This is a genomic window from Planomonospora sp. ID82291 (assembly GCF_015711645.1).
Lineage (GTDB): Bacteria > Actinomycetota > Actinomycetes > Streptosporangiales > Streptosporangiaceae > Planomonospora.
This window is the reverse complement of the sequence record NZ_JABTEX010000005.1, coordinates 1-18,996: the sequence shown is the minus strand read 5'-3', so window position 1 is coordinate 18,996 and position 18,996 is coordinate 1. Positions and strand designations below refer to the sequence as shown.

Annotated in this window: 11 protein-coding genes; 9 read left to right on the top strand and 2 right to left on the bottom strand. The window is 74.8% G+C overall.

The annotated features are described in order from the left end of the window. The first annotated feature begins 157 nt into the window (after window positions 1-157). From HS045_RS28020 to HS045_RS28005, 4 genes are all read left to right on the top strand, one after another. Window positions 158-1,321, top strand: a complete 1,164-nt coding sequence (locus tag HS045_RS28020) for a pyridoxal phosphate-dependent aminotransferase (protein ID WP_196454524.1) — start codon at window positions 158-160, stop codon at window positions 1,319-1,321. A gap of 219 nt (window positions 1,322-1,540) precedes the next feature. After that, window positions 1,541-1,744, top strand: coding sequence for a CopG family transcriptional regulator (locus HS045_RS28015; RefSeq protein WP_230885009.1), 204 nt, complete (start codon window positions 1,541-1,543; stop codon window positions 1,742-1,744). After that, window positions 1,741-2,118 carry a type II toxin-antitoxin system death-on-curing family toxin gene (locus tag HS045_RS28010; protein ID WP_196454523.1) on the top strand — a complete coding sequence of 126 codons (378 nt, stop codon included), beginning with the start codon at window positions 1,741-1,743 and terminating at the stop codon, window positions 2,116-2,118. The genes HS045_RS28015 and HS045_RS28010 overlap by 4 nt, the downstream gene beginning before the upstream one ends. A gap of 373 nt (window positions 2,119-2,491) precedes the next feature. Next, a complete protein-coding gene (locus tag HS045_RS28005; RefSeq protein WP_196454522.1) occupies window positions 2,492-2,746 on the top strand; it encodes a WGxxGxxG family protein in 255 nt (84 codons plus the stop codon). A gap of 165 nt (window positions 2,747-2,911) precedes the next feature. On the opposite strand, the gene HS045_RS28000 is transcribed toward HS045_RS28005, so the two are convergent. Continuing rightward, a complete protein-coding gene (locus HS045_RS28000; RefSeq protein ID WP_196454521.1) occupies window positions 2,912-4,471 on the bottom strand; it encodes an MDR family MFS transporter in 1,560 nt (519 codons plus the stop codon). 82 nt (window positions 4,472-4,553) lie between these two features. On the opposite strand from HS045_RS28000, the gene HS045_RS27995 reads away from it, so the two are divergent. Beyond that, on the top strand, window positions 4,554-5,114 hold the full coding sequence (locus tag HS045_RS27995; RefSeq protein ID WP_196454520.1) for a TetR family transcriptional regulator: 561 nt from the start codon (window positions 4,554-4,556) through the stop codon (window positions 5,112-5,114). A gap of 47 nt (window positions 5,115-5,161) precedes the next feature. On the opposite strand, the gene HS045_RS27990 is transcribed toward HS045_RS27995, so the two are convergent. After that, complete coding sequence (locus HS045_RS27990; RefSeq protein WP_196454519.1) at window positions 5,162-6,064, bottom strand: cation diffusion facilitator family transporter; 903 nt, start codon at window positions 6,062-6,064, stop codon at window positions 5,162-5,164. A 246-nt stretch (window positions 6,065-6,310) separates the two neighbouring features. On the opposite strand from HS045_RS27990, the gene HS045_RS27985 reads away from it, so the two are divergent. The 4 genes from HS045_RS27985 to HS045_RS27970 form a co-directional block, all read left to right on the top strand. Then, on the top strand, window positions 6,311-8,224 hold the full coding sequence (locus HS045_RS27985; protein ID WP_196454518.1) for a fatty acyl-AMP ligase: 1,914 nt from the start codon (window positions 6,311-6,313) through the stop codon (window positions 8,222-8,224). Then, window positions 8,221-8,496: an acyl carrier protein gene (locus HS045_RS27980; protein WP_196454517.1), complete on the top strand. Its 276-nt coding sequence runs from the start codon at window positions 8,221-8,223 to the stop codon at window positions 8,494-8,496. The genes HS045_RS27985 and HS045_RS27980 overlap by 4 nt, the downstream gene beginning before the upstream one ends. Beyond that, window positions 8,496-11,006, top strand: a complete 2,511-nt coding sequence (locus HS045_RS27975; RefSeq protein ID WP_196454516.1) for an MMPL family transporter — start codon at window positions 8,496-8,498, stop codon at window positions 11,004-11,006. Before HS045_RS27980 ends, HS045_RS27975 begins: the two co-directional genes overlap by 1 nt. A 154-nt stretch (window positions 11,007-11,160) precedes the next feature. After that, window positions 11,161-18,996: non-ribosomal peptide synthetase (locus tag HS045_RS27970; RefSeq protein WP_196454515.1), on the top strand; the 7,836-nt coding region annotated here is incomplete at its 3' end.

The window sequence follows — 18,996 nt, the reverse complement described above, 5'->3', positions numbered from 1 at the left end:
CGCGGTGACGCCGTGACGCGGTGACGCGGTGACGCCGTGACGCGGTGACGCCGGGCACGGCGGAGGTGTGACGCCGGGCGGCCCCGCCCGGCCCCGCCGTACCCGCCCGGCTCCGTTCGGCCGGGGCCGCCCGCGGTCCGCCCGTTACGCTGGCTCCGTGAGTGATCCCCTGGTGGCGCGGATGCGCGAGTTCGGCACGACGATCTTCGCCGAGATGACGGCGCTCGCCCTGCGGACGGGTGCGGTCAACCTGGGACAGGGCTTCCCCGACACCGACGGGCCGCCCGCGATGCTGGAGCGGGCGGTCGAGGCGGTCCGCGACGGCCTCAACCAGTATCCGCCCGGCCCCGGCGTCCCGGAGCTGCGCCAGGCCGTGTCCGAGCACCGCGAGGACCACTACGGCCTGGCCTACGACCCCGACGGGGAGGTGCTCGTCACCGTCGGGGCGACCGAGGCGATCGCGGCGGCGGTCCTGGCGCTCTGCGAGGCCGGGGACGAGGTGATCGTCTTCGAGCCCTACTACGACTCCTACGCCGCCTCCGTCGCGCTGGCCGGGGCCGTGCTCCGCCCGGTGACGCTCCGTCCCGCCGGGGGCCGCTTCACCTTCGACCCGGCCGAGCTGCGGGCGGCGGCCGGGCCCCGGACCCGGGCGATCCTGGTCAACTCCCCGCACAACCCGACCGGGACCGTGTTCACCCGGGCGGAGCTGGAGGCCATCGCCGGGCTCTGCGCCGAGCACGACCTGATCGCCGTCACCGACGAGGTCTACGAGCACCTGACCTTCGACGGCGTCCCGCACCTCCCGCTCGCCACCCTCCCCGGCATGCGCGAGCGCACCGTGATGATCTCCTCGGCGGGCAAGACCTTCTCGGTGACCGGCTGGAAGACCGGCTGGATCTGCGCGCCCGCGCCGTTCGTGCGGGCCGTGCAGACCGTCAAGCAGTTCCTCACCTTCACCGCCTCCGCCCCCTGGCAGCTCGCCGTGGCCTACGCCCTGCGCCACGAGCTCGACTGGGTGGCCGACCTGCGCGCCGGCCTGCAGGCCAAGCGGGACCGCCTCGCCGAAGGGCTGTCGGCCGCGGGCTTCGACGTCTACCGCCCCGACGGGACCTACTTCGTGCAGGCCGACATCCGTCCCCTGGGCTTCACCGACGGTCTGGCCCTGGCCCGCGAGCTCCCGTCCCTGGCCGGGGTGGTCGCCGTCCCCACCCAGGTCTTCTACGCCCACCCCGACCGCGGCCGGCACTTCGTCCGCTTCGCCTTCTGCAAACGCGACGAGGTCATCGACGAGGCCGTGACCAGGCTCCGGAAGCTCGCCTGAGGCGTGTTGGCCCGCACGGGCGGCCCAGGGCGATCTGATCGGATCTCGGCGGTGAGGCTCGCACGCCGTCTGCGTCCTGCCGCCGCCGAACGGACCGTTGGTCTACAGGAGCATGGGCGGATCCCACCCCGGTGAAGAGATCGTCAACTGAAGGTGATGTAACGTAAGCTCCCTGTAGTGGTATCTCGCTGATACCAGAGTCGATCTACTATAGAGACCATGGCCATGACATTGCGTCTCTCCGAGTCCCAGACCGAAGCCCTGCGGAGGCGTGCCGAGGCGGAGGGCCGGAGCATGCAGCAGGTCGCCTTGCGTGCGATCGAGGAGTACCTGACGCGGGCGGCCGATGACGACCTCACCGACGAACTCGCCGAGCGGGGTGCCGAGCGCTTCGCCGACCTGTTGCGGAGGCTGGGCGAGTGACCCGGTTCATCACTCTGGAGCAGGGTCTGCGAATTGCCAGAGTGGCGACCGGGGGGCCGGTTCAGGTCCGTGATCTGGGCCTTCTGGAAGCGGCGCTGCTCCGCCCGCGGACGTCCATGTTCGGCCGGGACGCCTATCCGGACGTGTTCTCCAAGGCGGCGGCGTTGCTGCACTCGATCGTCTCCAATCATCCGTTCGTCGACGGCAACAAGCGTGCGGCCTGGCTCACGATGTACGTCTTCTGCGCGAAGAACGGTGTCGAGATCGAGCCGGCGGACGAGAACGAGGCCTACGACTTCGTCATCGCCGTCGCGTCGGGCAAGCTCACCGAGGTCGACGAGATCGCCGAGGTGCTGCGGGGTTTCAGGGCGTGATCGGGGCGGGGATCGGGGTGGAGCCGACCGGCGGCTTCCATGTCGGCTCGTACTTCGAGATCTCCGGACGGCGCTGGAAACCGGAGCGGTGGTCGCGGGAGGCTGAGGGCCTGCTGTCCACCGCCGGGCCGGTGTCGCTGGTCCCGCTCTGGCCTGGACGGTCGCCGTGCGTGGTTCAGGACGGCTTCTGGGACTCATGGAGACTCATGGTGAAATCTGGATGTTTCTCATGTTTTGGTGCCATGTGCGGCGGTAGCTACACGGGGACGGAAATTCCGTAGTCCGTCCTGCGGGAAGGGCCGTGCCGGTCCGTCCGGGGCGGGCGAAGGCGGCTCCATGTTGTCGCGGAGTCGGTCCAGATCGGGGGATCACCATGAGAAAGGCCATCGCAGGAACAGGACTCGCCGTGCTCCTCGCGTTCGCCCCGGCGAGCGCGTCCGCCGACGCGTTCGCGACGGCGGCCACCCCGCAGCCCCAGCAGCAGCAGGACGACGGTGGAAACGCCGGCCTGTGGGGTCTGCTCGGACTGGCGGGTCTGCTCGGGCTGGCGGGCATGCGCAAGCAGCAGCACCACCGTACGGACGCCCATGCGCGCAGCGGGGGATCGACCCGGGGCGACGTCATCTGAGACTCGCCCGCACCGCGCGGGAACCGTACGCACGAAGGGCCCGGACCCGATGAGAGGTCCGGGCCCTTCCGCCGCGGAGACGCGGGCGGGTGGGAGGCGGGATCGGTCTGCCGGGTGGAGCCGGCGTCGGGCGGGATCAGTCGGCCGGGATCGGGATGAGCGGGATCAGTCGGCCGGGGCAGGTGCGGGCTTGGGGGCCTGGGCGGAGCGCAGCGGGATCTCCTTCAGCAGCAGCGCGGCCGCCGCGCCCAGGACGGCGATCGGGACGCCGACCAGGAAGACGGTCTGCAGGGCCCGGGTGAAGGCCTCCAGGATGACCTCCAGGACGGGGGCGGGCAGGTGCCGGATGGCCTCCGGGGAGCCCAGGGTGGAGGAGGCGCCGCCGTCCAGCGGCAGATGCGCGGCCTTGGCCAGGGCGGCCAGTTCCGAGCCGAGCCGGTTGGACAGGATCGCGCCGAAGGCCGCCACGCCGACCGCGCCGCCCAGGGAGCGGAAGAAGCCCACGCCCGAGGTGGCGACGGCCAGATCGCCCCGGGGCACCGCGTTCTGCGCGGCCAGGATCAGGATCTGCATGGAGGCGCCGAGGCCGATGCCGATCACCGCGTTGTCCACGCCGACGGCCAGCAGCGAGCTGTCGACGTGCAGCCGGGAGAGCAGGAACAGGCCGAGCGCGACGAGCAGCATGCCGCCGATGGGGTAGACCTTCCAGCGGCCGGTCCGGCTGACCAGGCGGCCGATCACGATCGAGGAGACGAGCAGGCCGAAGACCATGGGCAGGGTCATCAGGCCGGAGCCGGTCGGGCTCATGCCCTTGACGATCTGCAGGTACTGCGGCAGGAACATCATCGCGCCGAACATCGAGGCGCCGACGAGCAGGGAGGCGAGGCTGGAGAGCACGAAGGTGCGGTCGCCGAACAGGCGCGGCGGCAGGATCGGGTCGGCGGCCCGGCGCTCGGCGAGGACGGCCAGGCCGAACATCACCAGGCTGAGGGCGCCCAGGCCGTAGCTCCAGCCGGAGTTCCAGTCGAACTCCTGGCCGCCCAGGGAGAGCAGCAGCATCAGCGCGGTGGTGCCGCCGGTGATGAAGGTCGCGCCCCACCAGTCGACCCGGGCGTCGCGGCGGACGAGCGGCAGCGTGAGGACCTTCTGGATGACGGTGAACGCGATCACGGCCAGCGGCACGCAGATCCAGAACGTCCAGCGCCAGGACATGTTGTCGACGATGAAGCCGCCGAGCAGCGGCCCGGCCACGGTGGAGACGCCGAAGACCGCGCCCATGTAGCCGGAGTAGCGGCCGCGCTCGCGGGGCTCGACCACGTCGCCGAGGATGATCTGGGGGAGCGCGGCGAGACCGCCGGCGCCGATGCCCTGCACGGCCCGCGCGACGATGAGCTGCGCCATGTCCTGGGAGAAGCCCGCGGCGACCGAGGAGACCGCGAAGATCACCAGTGAGGTCTGGAACATCAGCTTGCGGCCGTAGAGGTCGGAGAGCTTGCCCCACAGCGGGGTGGAGGCGGTCATGGTGAGCAGGGTGGCGCTGGCCACCCAGGCGAGCTGGTCCTGACCGCCGAGGGTGCCGACGATCGTCGGCAGCGCGGTGCCCACCACGGACGTCGAGATCATCGACGTCAGCATGGCGAGCATGAGCCCGGCCAGGATCTCCAGCACCTGCCGGTGCGTGAAGTGCGGCCTCTCCGCGGCCTGGACCTGTTGTTCGGTCAGCATGGAACATCCCCCGTTACATGTACGATGCATATGAAGTTAGTAGACGCGTGTTTACTCCGTCAAATCTGGAAGGATCGGGCGTGTGGACGAGGGACGGCGCCGCTGCCGGGAGGACACCCGGCAGCGCATTCTGGAGGCCGCGCGGCGCCTGTTCGCCGAACTCGGCTACGACCATGTGACGATGCGCCTGATCGCGGCCGAGGCGGAGGCCAACATCGCGCTGATCAACCGCTACTTCGGCAGCAAACGGGAGCTGTTCGCCGAGGTGCTCGCCCTGCAGGGGCGCTTCCCCGGCGTGCTGGACGGTCCCGAGGAGGAACTGCCCCGCCGACTGGCGGAGTACGTCGCCGAGCGGCTCCGCTCCGACCGGGGCAGCCAGGTGCTGGAGACGCTCGTCCGCTCCTCGGCGAGCCCGGAGATCCACGGCATCATGCGGGACCGGGTCAACGCGGCCATCATGGAGCCGCTCACCGCCCGGCTGTCCGGCCGGGACGCCCGGCTGCGGGCGGCCGTCGCCACCGCCCTCATCACCGGGTCGGGCACGCTCCGCCAGCTCTACGGCCCCGAGGCCATCGAGGTGCCGGACCACGAGGCCGTGGTCGAGCGGCTGACGAGGATGTTCCGGGTCTGCCTGGAGGCCTGACGCCGCGGGGCCCGCCCGAGGGGCGGGCCGCCGGGGCGGCCGGGAGGTCAGCCGGTGGCGATCCGGCAGGACCTGCCGGGGACGTGGTCGACCTGCAGGGTGCTGTGGTCGATGTGGAAGCGCTCGTGCAGCAGGTCGGCCAGTTCGCGGCGGATCCGGTGGCAGTCGCCGTCCGGCCGCACGATCACGTGCGCGGACAGCGCGGGGAAGCCGCTGGTGACGGTCCACACGTGCAGGTCCTCGACGGCGGTGACGTCGGCGTGGGCGGTGAGCGCGGACCCCACCTCGACCGGGTCCACCCCGGCGGGGGCCGCCTCGAACAGCACCCGGCCGGCGTCGCGCAGCAGCAGGTAGCCCGACCTGGCCATCAGCGCCGCGACGACGAGGGCGGCGATCGCGTCGGCCCGGCCCCAGCCGGTGAGCCAGACGACCGCGCCGGCGACGGCGGTGGCGATGAAGGCGTACATGTCGTTGAGGATGTGCTGGAAGGCCCCCTCGACGTTGAGGCTGCTCCGGTCGGCCCGGGCGATCAGCCAGGCGGCGCCCGCGTTGACCGCGATCCCGGCGAGGGCCGTGCCGAGGACCAGCGCGCCCTCCACCTCGGGCGGGTCGATCAGCCGGCGCACGCCCTCGTAGACGAAGTAGGCGACCAGGAGCACGAAGGTCAGGCCGTTGACCGCGGCCGAGAGGATCTCGGCCCGCTTGAAGCCGAAGGTGTAGGCGCCCCGGGCCGGTCGGGCGGCCATGCTCATCGCGAGGAGCGCGAGCACGATGGAGGCCGCGTCGGTGAGCATGTGCCCCGCGTCGGAGATCAGCGCGATGGAGTTGGCGATGACGCCGACGACCACCTCGGCCGCCATGAAGACGACCAGCAGGGCGAGCGCCCAGGAGAGGTGGCGCCGGTCGGCGCTCGCACCGTGGCCGTGTCCGTGGCCGTGACCGTGACCCATCACAAGATCCATCCTGTGAACACTTGAACAACTGCTCAGATGTTTAGCAAGGACAGCCTAACATCGCATGACGCGGGCGATCACCCCGGGACCGGATCGCGCGGCGCGGGCGATCACCCCGGGACGGAAGGGCGACGCTACTAACTTTCGGCGTAAAACCGGTCCGCGGCTTGTGCGGGCCGCGCCTGTGACCGCCCGGCGGATCCTCCTAGGTTGGGGTGTCTCGCCGTCGCAGGAGATGACCAGATGTCCTTTGTGCAGCGGGTACGCGCGCAGGCCGAACGACACGGGCACGAGCGGTCCTACACCTTCGTGCGGGACCGGGCCGGACGGCTCTCCGAGAGCCGGCTGACCTTCGCCGGGCTCGACGCGCGGGCCGGATCGCTGGGGGCGTGGCTGGCCCGGCGGCGGATGGAGGACCGGACGGCGCTGCTGCTGTACCCCGCGGGGCTGGAGTTCCTGGCCGCCTTCCTCGGCTGCCTGTACTCCCGGGTGGTCGCGGTGCCCTCGCCGCTCCCGCAGACCGACCCCCGCGCGCTGGAACGGGCCGCCGGGATCATCAAGGACGCCGACGTCCGGCTGGTGCTGACCGACGCCGCCCACCACGGCCCGCTGGCGGCCTGGCTGCGCGAGGCCGGGCTCGACGGCGCGGTGGAGTGCGTCGCCACCGACGCCCTCGCCCTGCCCGGTCCGGACGAGTGGACCGAACCGGAGATCGGCCCGGACACCCTGGCCTACCTGCAGTACACCTCCGGCTCCACCAGCGAGCCGCGCGGCGTCATGCTCACCCACGCCAACCTGCTGCACAACGAGAACGAGATCTGGCGGGCCATCGGCTCGCCCACCGAGGGCGTCGGGGTCGGCTGGCTGCCGCACTACCACGACATGGGGCTCATCGGCATGCTGCTCCAGCCGATCCACGCCGGCGGCGACCTGTACTTCGCCTCACCGGTCGACTTCGTCATGCGCCCCGCCCTCTGGCTGGAGATGATCAGCCGCTACCGGGCGGAGTACACCGTCGCGCCGAACTTCGCCTACGAGTGGTGCGCGGCCCGGGTCACCGACGCCCAGGCGGCGGGTCTGGACCTGTCCAGCCTGAAGTTCGCGCTCAACGGCGCCGAACCGGTCCGCACCGGCACGCTGCGCACCATGGTCCGCCGCTTCGGCCCGATCGGCTTCGGCGAGCGGGTCTGGGCCCCGGCGTACGGCATGGCGGAGGCGACCCTGGTGATCACCGCCACCCCGGTGGGGCGGGGACCGACGATCCGCCGGTTCGACGCGGCGGCGCTGGAGCGGCACGAGGCGGTCCCCGGGGAGACGGGCGTCGAGCTGGTCGGCTGCGGGCGGCCGGTCACCATGACCGTGGAGGTCGTCGACCCCGAGACCCGGGAGGACCTCGGCGAGGGACGGGTCGGGGAGATCTGGGTGCGCGGCGGGAGCGTCGCCCGGGGGTACTGGCAGCGCGACGAGGCCACCGGCGCCGCCTTCGCGGGCCGTACGGCCGCCGGGCGGGGGCCGTACCTGCGGACCGGGGACCTCGGCTTCCTGCTGGACGGCGAGCTCTACGTCACCGGCCGGATCAAGGACGTGATCATCGTCAAGGGGCGCAACCTCTACCCGCAGGACCTGGAGGAGGCGGCCCGCGGGGTGCACCCGGCGCTGGGCGTGGCCGCGGCCTTCGGGGTCGAGCCGCAGGACGGTCCCGCGGGCGAGCACGTGGTGGTGGTGCAGGAGGTCCGGCGGGAGCGCCTCGGCGCGGACGGCGTTGGAGACGGCGAGGCCGCGGTGGCCCGCCGGGTCCAGGGCGAGCTGGCCCGCGCGTTCGGCGTCGCCTCGCTGAGCGTCGTGCTGGTCGAGCGCGGCGGGGTGGGCCGGACCACCAGCGGCAAGATCCAGCGCTCCCGGACCCGCGAGCTGCTGCTGACCGGGCTGCTCCCCGTCGTGCACGCCGAGCTCGCCGGGGCCGCACGCGACGTCCTGGCCGAGCTCGGGGGAGCGGACGGAGCGGCCGAGCCCGGGGGAGCGGACGGAGCGGCCGAGCCCGGGGGAGCGGACGGAGCGGCCGAGCCCGGGGGAGCGGACGGAGCGGTCGCGGGCGGGGCGCGGCAGGCCGTACGGCAGGCCGCACCGGGGACCGCGCAGGAGGGAGAGGGAGAATGAGCACGTCCGCCGAGGCCGGGACCGCCGTCGACCTGGAGGACATCCGGGACTGGCTGCGGGCCCGGGTGGCCGCCTACGTCGTCCGGCCGCCGCAGGAGATCGACCCGCTGGTCCCGATCGCCCAGTACGGCATGGACTCGGTCTACTCGCTGGGCCTGTGCGGCGACATCGAGGCGGAGTACGGTCTCGCGGTCGAGCCGACCCTCGCCTGGGAACACCCGACCGTCGCGGCCATGGCCGACCACCTGCGGGGCATGCTGAGCGCCCGCTGATGGCCACTCGGACGGACGCCGGGGCGGGCGGGCGACCGGCCGCGCGCCCGCCCGCCCCGGTGTCCGTCCGCCGGCCCGCCCGTCCGCCCCGGCGGTCGCCGGACCGGTCGCCGGGCGCACTGCTCGGCCTGCTGCCCGGCCTGCTGTGCGGGCGGCGCGGCAAGTGGGTGGTGCTGGCCGTCTGGCTGGGCGTCATCGTCGTGGCCGGGTCCTCCGCGGGGCGGCTGGAATCGGTGCAGAAGGACGACATCGCCGCCTACCTGCCCGGCAGCGCCGACTCCGCGCGGGCGGTCGAGCGCATCCTCGGCATGCAGGGGGAGAGCCTGGCCCCGGCCACGGTCGTCTACGAGCGGCGCGGCGGCGTGACCGAGGCCGACGAGGCCGCGATCGCCCGCGACCTGGAGGAGCTCGCCCGGGTCGAGGGGGTCGTCGCCGAGCTGCCCGCGCCGACCGGCGGCCGGAGCTTCGACCGCCGGGACCTGGACCGGGAGCTGAAGCCGTACCGGGACGCGAAGGGGCGGCTGCCGGCAGGGCTGCGGGCGGTCGAGGAGAAGCTCCGGATCCCGAAGGTGACCAAGACGATCGACCTGCTCGCCGCGGAGCGGTCCCGCGACGGCGAGGCGGTCCAGGTCGTGGTCGTCGTGCGCGACCACGGCGGGCGGGAGACGGCGCAGGTCGTCGAGCGGGTGCGGCGGGTCGTCGACGCCGGGCGGCCCGCCGGGCTGGCCGCGCACATCACCGGGCTGGTCGGCTTCCAGGCCGACGCGCTGGCGGTCTTCTCCACCGTCGACACCGACCTGCTGCTGGCCGCCATGGGCGTGGCGGTCGTCGTGCTGCTGGTCACCTACCGCAGCGCCGTGCTCTGGCTGCTGCCGCTCGGCACCGTGCTGGTCGGGCTGGTCGTCGCGATGGGGGTGAACCGGGCGCTGGCCGAGGCGGAGGTGATCACGGTCAGCAGCGTCGCGGTCTCGCTGCTGATGGTCCTGGTCATCGGGGCGGGAACCGACTACGCGCTGCTGATCGTCGCCCGCTACCGGGAGGAGCTGCGCCGGCACGCCGACCGGCACGAGGCGATGGCGGTCGCGCTGCGCCGGGCCGGGCCCGCCGTCGTCGCCAGCGCCGCGACCGTGGTGGCGGGCCTGCTCTGCCTGGTGGCGGCCGAGCTCAACTCCACCAAGGGGCTGGGGCCGGTCTCGGCGGTCGGGGTGCTGAGCGCGATGCTCGCGATGATGACGCTGCTCCCCGCCGTCATGGTGATCTGCGGCCGCTGGGTGTTCTGGCCGGTGGTCCCGCACCACGACCCGCACGGCGGGGACCGGCCGACCGGGGGCGCGTTCTGGGGGGAGCTGGGCCGCAGGATCGCGCGCCACCCCCGGCGGGTGTGGCTGGCCACCCTCGCCGTGCTGGCGCTCTGCTCGGCCGGGCTGACCGCCTACCGGGAGGGCGGGCTGGGCAACGCCGACGTCTTCCTCGGCCGGCCGGACTCCGTCGTCGGGCAGGAGGCCGCCGCCCGGCACTTCCCGGCGGGGGGAGCCGACCCGGTCCAGGTGGTCACCGGCGAGCGGTACGTCAGGGACGTGATCCTGGACACCGCGCAGCGCCCCGAGGTCACCGCGATCACCCTGGGCGCGGCCGGCAACGGCGACGTCCTGCTCAACGTGACCGTGCGCCCGTCCGGCGGCCGGGACGCCGAGCGGCGCGAGGTGCTCGCCCTGCGCGACCGGCTGCGCGCCGTGGCCGCCCCCGACGTGAACGTGGGCGGGAACGCGGCGCTCGTCGCCGACCTGGAGCGGGGCGCGGAACGCGACCGCCGGGTGATCATCCCGCTGGTGCTGCTGGTGGTCTTCGCGGTGCTGGCGCTGCTGCTGCGCTCGCTCGTCGCGCCGCTGCTGCTGCTCGCCACCGTCGTGGTGTCGTTCCTGGCCACGCTGGGCATCAGCGCGCTGGCCTTCACCCACCTGTTCGGCTTCGCCGGGGTGGACCAGGGGTTCGTGCTGCTGGTCTTCGTGTTCCTGGTCGCGCTCGGCGTCGACTACAACATCTTCCTGATGCACCGGGTGCGCGAGGAGGCGCACCGGTACGGCACGGCGCGCGGCGCGCTGCTCGGCCTGGAGGCCACCGGCGGGGTGATCACCTCGGCCGGGGTGGTGCTCGCGGGCACCTTCGCCGTGCTCGTCGTGCTGCCGCTCTCCCAGACCGTGCAGATCGCCTTCGCGGTGGCGGTGGGCGTGCTGCTGGACACGATGGTGGTCCGCTCGGTGCTGGTCACCGCGCTCACCCTGGACGCCGGCGACGCCGTCTGGTGGCCGGGCCGCCTGTCGCGCGGCCTGCCCCGGCGGAGCGGCGCCCGGCCGCCGGGGGTCCCCGGCGGGCCGCCGCGCCCCCCGCGGATCCGGCCCCAGGTCGTGCTCAGGACCCGGCGGCCGGTCCGGCCGCGCGTCATTCTCCGGCCGGCCGCGACGGTCGTCGGGAAACGCGAAAAAAGGGAGGGAGGTTTTAGCGGCATGTGACAATTCGAATTATTGCTCGACGGTTCGCGCGTGTGGTTCACTGCCAGGTAACAAATGCGGGCGGGTGGCCGGGTGAAATGCGTTCCCGCCTTTCCGAAGTGCTCGTACGCGCCTGAAATGCATTGTCCCGGCGACGACGGAAAGCGTGGCGACGGTGTTCGACTCGGATTCCCTCCTGCCATTGTCCGCGGCCCAGGAAGGGATGTGGCGCGCCCAGCTGGTCTCCCCCGGCGCGCCCATCTGCATCGCCCAGTACATCGAGATCGCCGGCCCGGTGGACCCGGCGCTCTTCGCCGCGGCGGTCCGGCTGGCGGCCCGCGAGGTGGAGGCCGTGCACCTGCGGGTCACCGGCGCGGGGCAGCAGGTGCGGATCCGCGCGCTGGAGTGCCCGTTCCTGGACCCGGGGGACGAGCGCGCCGCGCTGGAGTGGATGCGGGCGGACCTGGCGGCGCCCTTCCCGGGGGACGCGCTCGTGGCCACCGCGCTGCTCCGGGTCGCCGACGACCGCTACTTCTGGTACCTGCGCTGCCACCACGTGGTCATGGACGGCTACAGCGGGCCGATGGTCGCCCGGCGGCTGGCCGAGGTGTACACGGCGCTGGCCGAGGGCCGCGACCCCGGGCCGGGGGAGGCGGGCTCCCTGGCGGAGCTGCTGGCCGAGGAGGCCGCGTACCGCTCCTCGGCCCGGCACGAGGCCGACCGCCGCCACTGGCGGGAGCGGCTCGCCGGGCTGCCCGCCGTACCGTCGCTCTCGGCGGCGGGCCGGGCGGGGGATCCGGCGGGTCCGGCGGGGGATCCCGCGGCGGGTCCGGCGGCCCCGCTCACCTGCCGGTTCCGGCGGCGGAGCGCGACGCTGGGGCGTGCGGAGGCCGACGCGCTGGAGCGGGCGGCGGCCGTGCACGGGACCTCCGTCTCCGGGCTGGTGATCGCGGCCGTCGCCGCCTACGTCGCCCGCATGACCGGGGCCCGTGAGGCCGTGCTCGGCCTGGCCGTGACCGCCCGGACCACCCCGCTGTCCCGCCGCACCCCCGGCATGCTCTCCAACGTGCTCCCGCTGCGGCTGACCGCGGGCCCGGAGACGACCGTCGGCGACCTGGCCGGGCAGGTCAACCGGGAGGTGGGGCGGCTCCTGGTGCACCAGCGGCACCGGTACGAGGACCTCCGGCGCGAGCTGGGTGGGCGGCTGTTCGGGCCGGTGGTCAACATCATGCGCTTCGACTACGACCTGAGCTTCGCCGGGCACCCCGCCACCGCCCACCCGCTGGCCACCGGCCCGGTCGAGGACCTGTCGGTCAACCTCTACGGCGGCCCCGGAGGCTCCGGCGGCCCCGGCGTCCGCATCGACTTCGACGGCCACCCGGACCTGTACGGCGAGGCCGAGCTGGCCGGGCACCACGGGCGGTTCCTGCGCCTGCTGACCGGGATCGCCGAGGCGGACCCCGGCCGCCGGCTCGGCGGGCTCGACCTGCTCGGCGAGCGGGAGCGGGAACTGCCGGCCGACTGGGGCTCCGTACCGGGCGAGGTCCCCGGCGGCACCGCCGTGGACCTGTTCGCCGAGCACGTCCGGCGCGATCCCGGTGCCGTCGCGCTGGTCGCCGGGGGGACGGAGCTCACCTACGCGGAGCTGAACGCCCGCGCCAACCGGCTGGCGCACCACCTGATCGCCCTCGGCGCGGGCCCGGAGCGCCACGTCGGGCTGTCGGTCCCGCGCTCGGCCGACATGGTCGTCGCGTTCCTGGCCATCCTGAAGTCCGGCGCCGCGTACCTGCCGCTCGACCCCGGCCACCCGGCCGAGCGCCTGGCGGTCATGCTCGCCGACGCGGCCCCGCCGATCGTGGTCACCGGGGGCGGGACCGCCGGGCTGTTCACCGCCGGAGCGGATGCGGGCGGGCCGGGTGGGGGCGGGGCGGGTGGGGACGGGGCGGCCGTCGCCGGGCTGTCCACCGCCGGGACGATAACGGGCGGGCCGGATACGGGCGGGACGATAACGGGCGGGCCGGATACGGGCGGGGCGCCCGGGGCGGCGGGCCCGTCCGGGGGACCCGCCCCCGTGGTCGTCGACCTGGACGTCTGGGACGGCGCGGGCCTGCCCGCGACCGATCCGGAGACACCGGTCCTGCCGGGCCATCCCGCCTACGTCGTCTACACCTCCGGTTCCACCGGCCGCCCGAAGGGCGTCGTCGTCACCCACGCGGGACTGCCCGCGTGCGCGCGCACCGGGACCGGCCGGTACGCCGTCACCCCCGGCAGCCGCGTCCTGCAGTTCGCCTCGATCGGCTTCGACGGGGCGGTGCTGGAGTGGCTGACGGCGTTCTCCGCGGGCGCGGCGCTCGTCCTGGCGCCCGCGGACGTGTACGGCGGAGAGCCGCTGGGGCGGTTCCTGGCCGAGGCGCGGATCACGCACGCGTTCGTCACCCCCGCGGCGCTGGCGACGGTTCCCGAGACGCCGCTGCCGGACCTGCGGACTCTGCTGGTCGGCGGCGAGGCCTGCCGTCCGGAGCTGGTCCGCCGCTGGGCCCCCGGCCGCCGGATGGTCAACGTCTACGGGCCGACGGAGACCACCGTCGTGGTCACCAGCAGCGACCCGCTGACCTCCCCGGACGACACCCCGATCGGCCGCCCCGTCCTCGGCGCCCGGCTGTACGTCCTCGACGCCGCCCTGCGCCCGGTCCCGCCCGGCGTCGCCGGGGAGCTCCACGTCTCCGGTCCGGCGGTGGCCCGCGGCTATCTCGGCCGGCCCGGTCTGACCGCCGAACGGTTCGTCGCGGACCCGTTCACGCCCGGCGGACGCATGTACCGCACCGGCGACCTGGTCCGGTGGCGCGCCGACGGCAACCTGGAGTACCTGGGCCGGGCCGACCAGCAGGTGAAGATCCGGGGCTTCCGCATCGAGCCGGGAGAGATCGAGGCGGTGCTCGCGGCGCACCCCCTGGTCCGGCAGGCGGTGGTACTGGCCCGCGCCGACGGGCCGGGAGAGCGGCGGCTGGTCGCCTACGTCGTCGGTGCGGCGGGTGCGGCGGGCGCGGGCGGTACGGCGGGCGGGGTGGACGCGGGGGGCGGCGGGGACGCGGCGGGACCGCTGGACCCGGACGCGGTGCGCGCGTTCGCCCGGCGGTCGCTGCCCGACTACATGGTGCCCCGCGCCGTCGTCGTCCTCGACGAACTGCCGCTCACCGCCAACGGCAAGCTGGACCGGACCGCGCTGCCCGCCCCGGCGTGGGAGAGCGGCGGCAGGGAACCGGCCGACGACCGCGAACGGCTGCTGTGCGGGCTGTTCGCCGAGGTGCTCGGGCTGTCCCGGGTCTGCGCCGACGACGGCTTCTTCGACCTGGGCGGGGACAGCATCCTGGCGATCGGGCTCGTCGCCCGGGCCCGTGAGGCGGGCCTGTCGGTCACACCGGCGCAGGTGTTCCGCCACCAGAGCCCCGAGGCCCTGGCGCTCGTCGCGGAGGAGACCGGACCGGAGGCGGCCGAGGACCTCGATGGGACCGGTCCGGTGGAGCCGACTCCGATCATGCGGTGGCTGGCCGAGGGCGGGGGGCCGATCGGCGGGTTCAGCCAGACGGTGGTGCTGCGGGTGCCGCCGGATCTGGGGGTGGGGGCGCTGACCGCCGCGTTGCAGGCGGTACTGGACCGGCATGACGCGCTGCGGCTGGTCTGCTCGGGGGTGGAGGCGTTGCGCGGGGGCGGTGCGGGGCGCCTGGAGGTGCTGGAGCGGGGGGCGGTGCAGGCGGGAGGGTGCGTGCGCCGGGTGGAGGTCGCCGGTGTCCCGGCCGGATCCGGGGCTCCGTCCGGCTCGGGCTCTGGTTCGGGCTCTGGTTCGGGCTCGGGCTCTGGTTCGGGCTCCGGGTCCGGCTCCGGCTCCGGCTCCGGCTCCGGGTCCGGCTCCGGGTCCGATGCTCCGGCGGATGAAGGGGCCGGGGCCGGTGAGAAGGCCTGGGCGGGGCCGGTGGCCGAGGCGGTGGCGTGGTCGCGGGCGGAGTTGGACCCCGCCTCGGGGCGGATGGTGCGGGTGGTGTGGCTGGACGCGGGCCCGCAGGCGTCGGGACGGCTGGTGGTGACGGTGCACCATCTGTCGGTGGACGGGGTGTCGTGGCGGATCCTGCTGCCGGACCTGTTCGCGGCCTGGGAGGCGGCACGCAGGGGGGAGATCCCGGAGTCGCCTCCGGTGACGACGTCGTTCCGCACGTGGGCGCGGATGCTCCACGCCGAAGCGCGGGCCGCGGCGGGCGAACCGGACGCCTGGGTCCGCGTGCTCGCTCCCCCGGCGGGGGACCCGGCCCGCGGTGTCGCCCCTGGACCGGACGTCGTCGCGGCCCGCGGTGTCGCCCCTGGACCGGACGCCGTCGCGGTCCGAGGCTCCGTCCCCGCGCCGGACGCCGTCGCGGCCCGAGGCGCCGCCCCCGCGCCGGGGGAGGCCGGGTCGCACGCCGGCGGGAGCGGCTCCGCCCCCGAGAACGCTCCCACCCCGCGGTGGGGGACGTGGGACTCGCGGCGCGAACGGGTCGTGGAGCTTCCCCGCGACGTCACCGAACGGCTGCTGGGCCGGCTCCCGGCGGCGTTCCACGGACGGGCCGACGACGTGCTGCTCGCCGGACTCGCCGCGGCGGTCGCCCGGTGGCGCGGGGAACGCTCCGTCCTGGTCGACGTCGAAGGGCACGGCCGTCACGACCTGACCGACGGACCCTCCGGCGGTCCGGACCTGTCCCGGACCGTCGGCTGGTTCACCTGTCTGCACCCGGTCAGGATCGACGCGGGCGAGGCCGGCACGACCGGCTGGGCCGAGCTCACCGCGGGCGGGCCCGCCGCCGGAGAGGCCGTCAAGCGGGTCAAGGAGCAGCTCCGGGCGCTGCCCGACCCGCTGGGCTACGGGCTGCTGCGCCACCTCGACCCCGACGCCGGCCGGGTCCTCGCCGCCCTGCCGCAGGCGGAGATCGCCTTCAACCACCTCGGCCGGATCACGGCCTCCGGGCGGGACTGGGAACCGACCGGCGACGGCCTGACCGGGGGCCGGGACGCCGAGGCCCCGCTCCGGCACGGCATCCAGATCGACGCCGTCGCCCTGGACGGCGTCCTCCGCCTCACCTGGACCTGGGCCGGGGCGCACTACGCCGAGGAGGAGATCACCGCTCTGGCCGAGGCGTACTCCCAGGCCCTCACCGGCCTGTCCCGGCACACCGGCGGCGGTCTCACCCCGTCGGACGTGCGGGTCCCGCTGACCCAGCGGGACCTCGACGAGCTCGGCCCGGACCTCCAGGACGCCTGGCCGCTCGCCCCCCTGCAGCACGGCCTGTTCTTCCACGCGCTGCTCGACACGGACGTCTACACCGCGCAGCTCACCCTCGACCTGGAGGGCCCGCTCGACGCGGACCGGCTGCGGCGGGCCGCCGACCGGCTGGTCCGCAGGCATCCCGTGCTGCGCGCCTCCTTCGAGTTCCGCGCCGGGGAGCCGGTCCAGCTGGTCCACCGCCGGGTCGAGGTGCCCTGGCGGGTGGTCGAGGGCGCCGATCCCGACGGGGTGGCGGCCGAGGAGCGGGGGCGGCGCTTCGACCTGGGCCAGCCGCCGCTGCTGCGGTTCGCGCTGGTACGGCTCGCGCCCGGCCGGCACCGGCTGGTCGTCACCAACCACCACATCCTGCTGGACGGCTGGTCGACGCCGCTGCTCGCGGCCGAGCTGCTGGCGCTGTACACCGGGGACGAGCCCGCGCCGGCGCCGCCGTACAAGGAGCATCTGGCGTGGCTGGCCCGGCAGGACCGCGACGCGGCGCGGGAGGCGTGGGAGCGGGCGCTCGACGGGGTGGACGGGCCCACGCTGGTCGCGCCCGCCCTCGCCGCGTCCGCCGCGCCCGTCCCGCCCGAGCGGGCCACCGCCGAGCTCGGCGCCGGGCCGAGCCGGGGCCTGGCCGCGCTGGCCCGCGCCTGCTCCACGACCCTGAACACGGTCGTGCAGGCCGCCTTCGGCCTGCTGCTGGCCCAGCTCACCGGCCGCGACGACGTCGTCTTCGGCGGCACCGTCTCCGGCCGCCCGGCCGAGCTGCCCGGCGTCGAGCGCATGGTCGGCCTGTTCGTCAACACGCTCCCCGTCCGGGTACGGCTCCGCCCCGACGAGCCGCTCGGAGACCTGCTGCGCAGGCTCCGCGACGAGCAGGCCGAGCTGCTGCCCCACCACCACCTGGGCCTGACCGAGATCCGGCGCGGGCCCCTCTTCGATGCGCTGCTGGTGATGGAGAACTACCCCGTCGACCCGCGCACGGCGATCGGCGACCTCCGGCTGACCTCCGCGGACGTGGCGGACGCGACCCACTATCCGCTCACGTTGCTGGTCATCCCGGGGGAGCGGATCCGTTTCCGCCTGCAGTACCGGCCGGACGCGTTCACCGAGGCGGAGGCCGTACGCCTGCTGGACCGGTTCCGGCACCTGCTCGGCGCGCTGGCCGCCGAGGCGGGGGCGGAGGACCCGGAAACCGGGCGGGACACGGAACGCGGGGGATCGGAGCGCACGGGAGCGGAGCCCGGAACACCGGGGGCGGCGGGTGCGGGGCGGGGGCCGCGGACGCCCGTCTCCCGCCTCGCCGCGCTCCCGGCCGACGAGCGGGATCTGGTCCTACGGGGATGGAACGCCTCCGCGGAGGACGCCGCGGGAGAGACCGTGACGGGCGCTGCGGGAGACGCGGGGGAGGAGGCGGAGGGGGACACCGCGGGGGACACCGCGGGGGGCACCGGGACGGGCGGCGCCGACGGCGTCCTCGGACGGGCGCCGGAGGGACCGCCGCCCGGCACGCTGGCCGAGCTGTTCGAGGCGCAGGCGGCCCGGACCCCGGACGCGCCGGCGCTGGTCTCGGAGGACGGGCGGCTGAGTTACGCCGAGCTGGACGCCCGCGCGGACCGGCTGGCCCGGGTGCTGGCCGCGCACGGCGTCGGGCCCGAGCGGGTGGTGGGGCTGCGGCTGCCCCGCTCCCTGGACCTGGTCGTCGCGATGTACGCGGTGGTCAAGGCGGGCGGCGCCTACCTGCCCATCGACCCCGGACTGCCGGAGGAGCGGGTCGCCGCGATGCTGGAGGACGCACGCCCGGTCCTGGTGATCGATCCGGGCTGGACGGCCGCCGCCGACCTGCCCGATGGCGCGCAGGAGTGTCCCGGCTCGCGGGCCGTACCGGAGAACCCCGCCTACGTGATCTACACCTCGGGCTCGACCGGCCGCCCCAAGGGCGTGGTCGTGACCCACGGCGCGATCGTCAACCGCCTGCGCTGGGCCCAGGCGCGGTACGGCCTGCGCCCCGGCGACCGGGTGCTGCAGAAGACCCCGGCGGGCTTCGACGTGTCGGTCTGGGAGTTCTTCTGGCCGCTCCAGGCAGGGGCGACCCTGGTCGTCGCCCGGCCCGACGGCCACCGGGACCCGGCCTACCTCGCCCGGGTCATTCGCGAGGAGCGGATCACGACCGTGCACTTCGTCCCGTCGATGCTCGCCGCGTTCCTCGACGCCGTCCCCGGACGGTCCGGCGGAGCTCCCGCGGCTCCGGCCCTCGGCGCGGGCGCGGACCCGGGCGCGGACCCGGGTGCGGACCTGGAGCCGTGGCCGCTGCGGCGGGTCCTCTGCAGCGGTGAGGCGCTCCCGCAGGACCTCGCCGACCGGGCCGCCGGGCGGCTGGGCGCGCCGGTGCACAACCTCTACGGCCCGACGGAGGCCGCGGTGGACGTCACCGCGTGGGAGCACCGCCCCGAGCCCGGCGCGACCGGCGTGCCGATCGGCCGTCCGGTGTGGAACACCCGGGTCTACGTGCTGGACGGGTGGCTGCGGCCGGTCCCGGTCGGGGTGCCGGGGGAGCTGTACCTGGCCGGGGTCCAGCTGGCCCGGGGATACGCCAACCGGGGTGCGTTGACGGCGGAGCGGTTCGTGGCGTGTCCGTTCGGTGGGGTGGGGGAGCGGATGTACCGGACGGGGGATGTGGTGCGGTGGCGTGCGGACGGGGTTCTGGAGTACGTGGGGCGG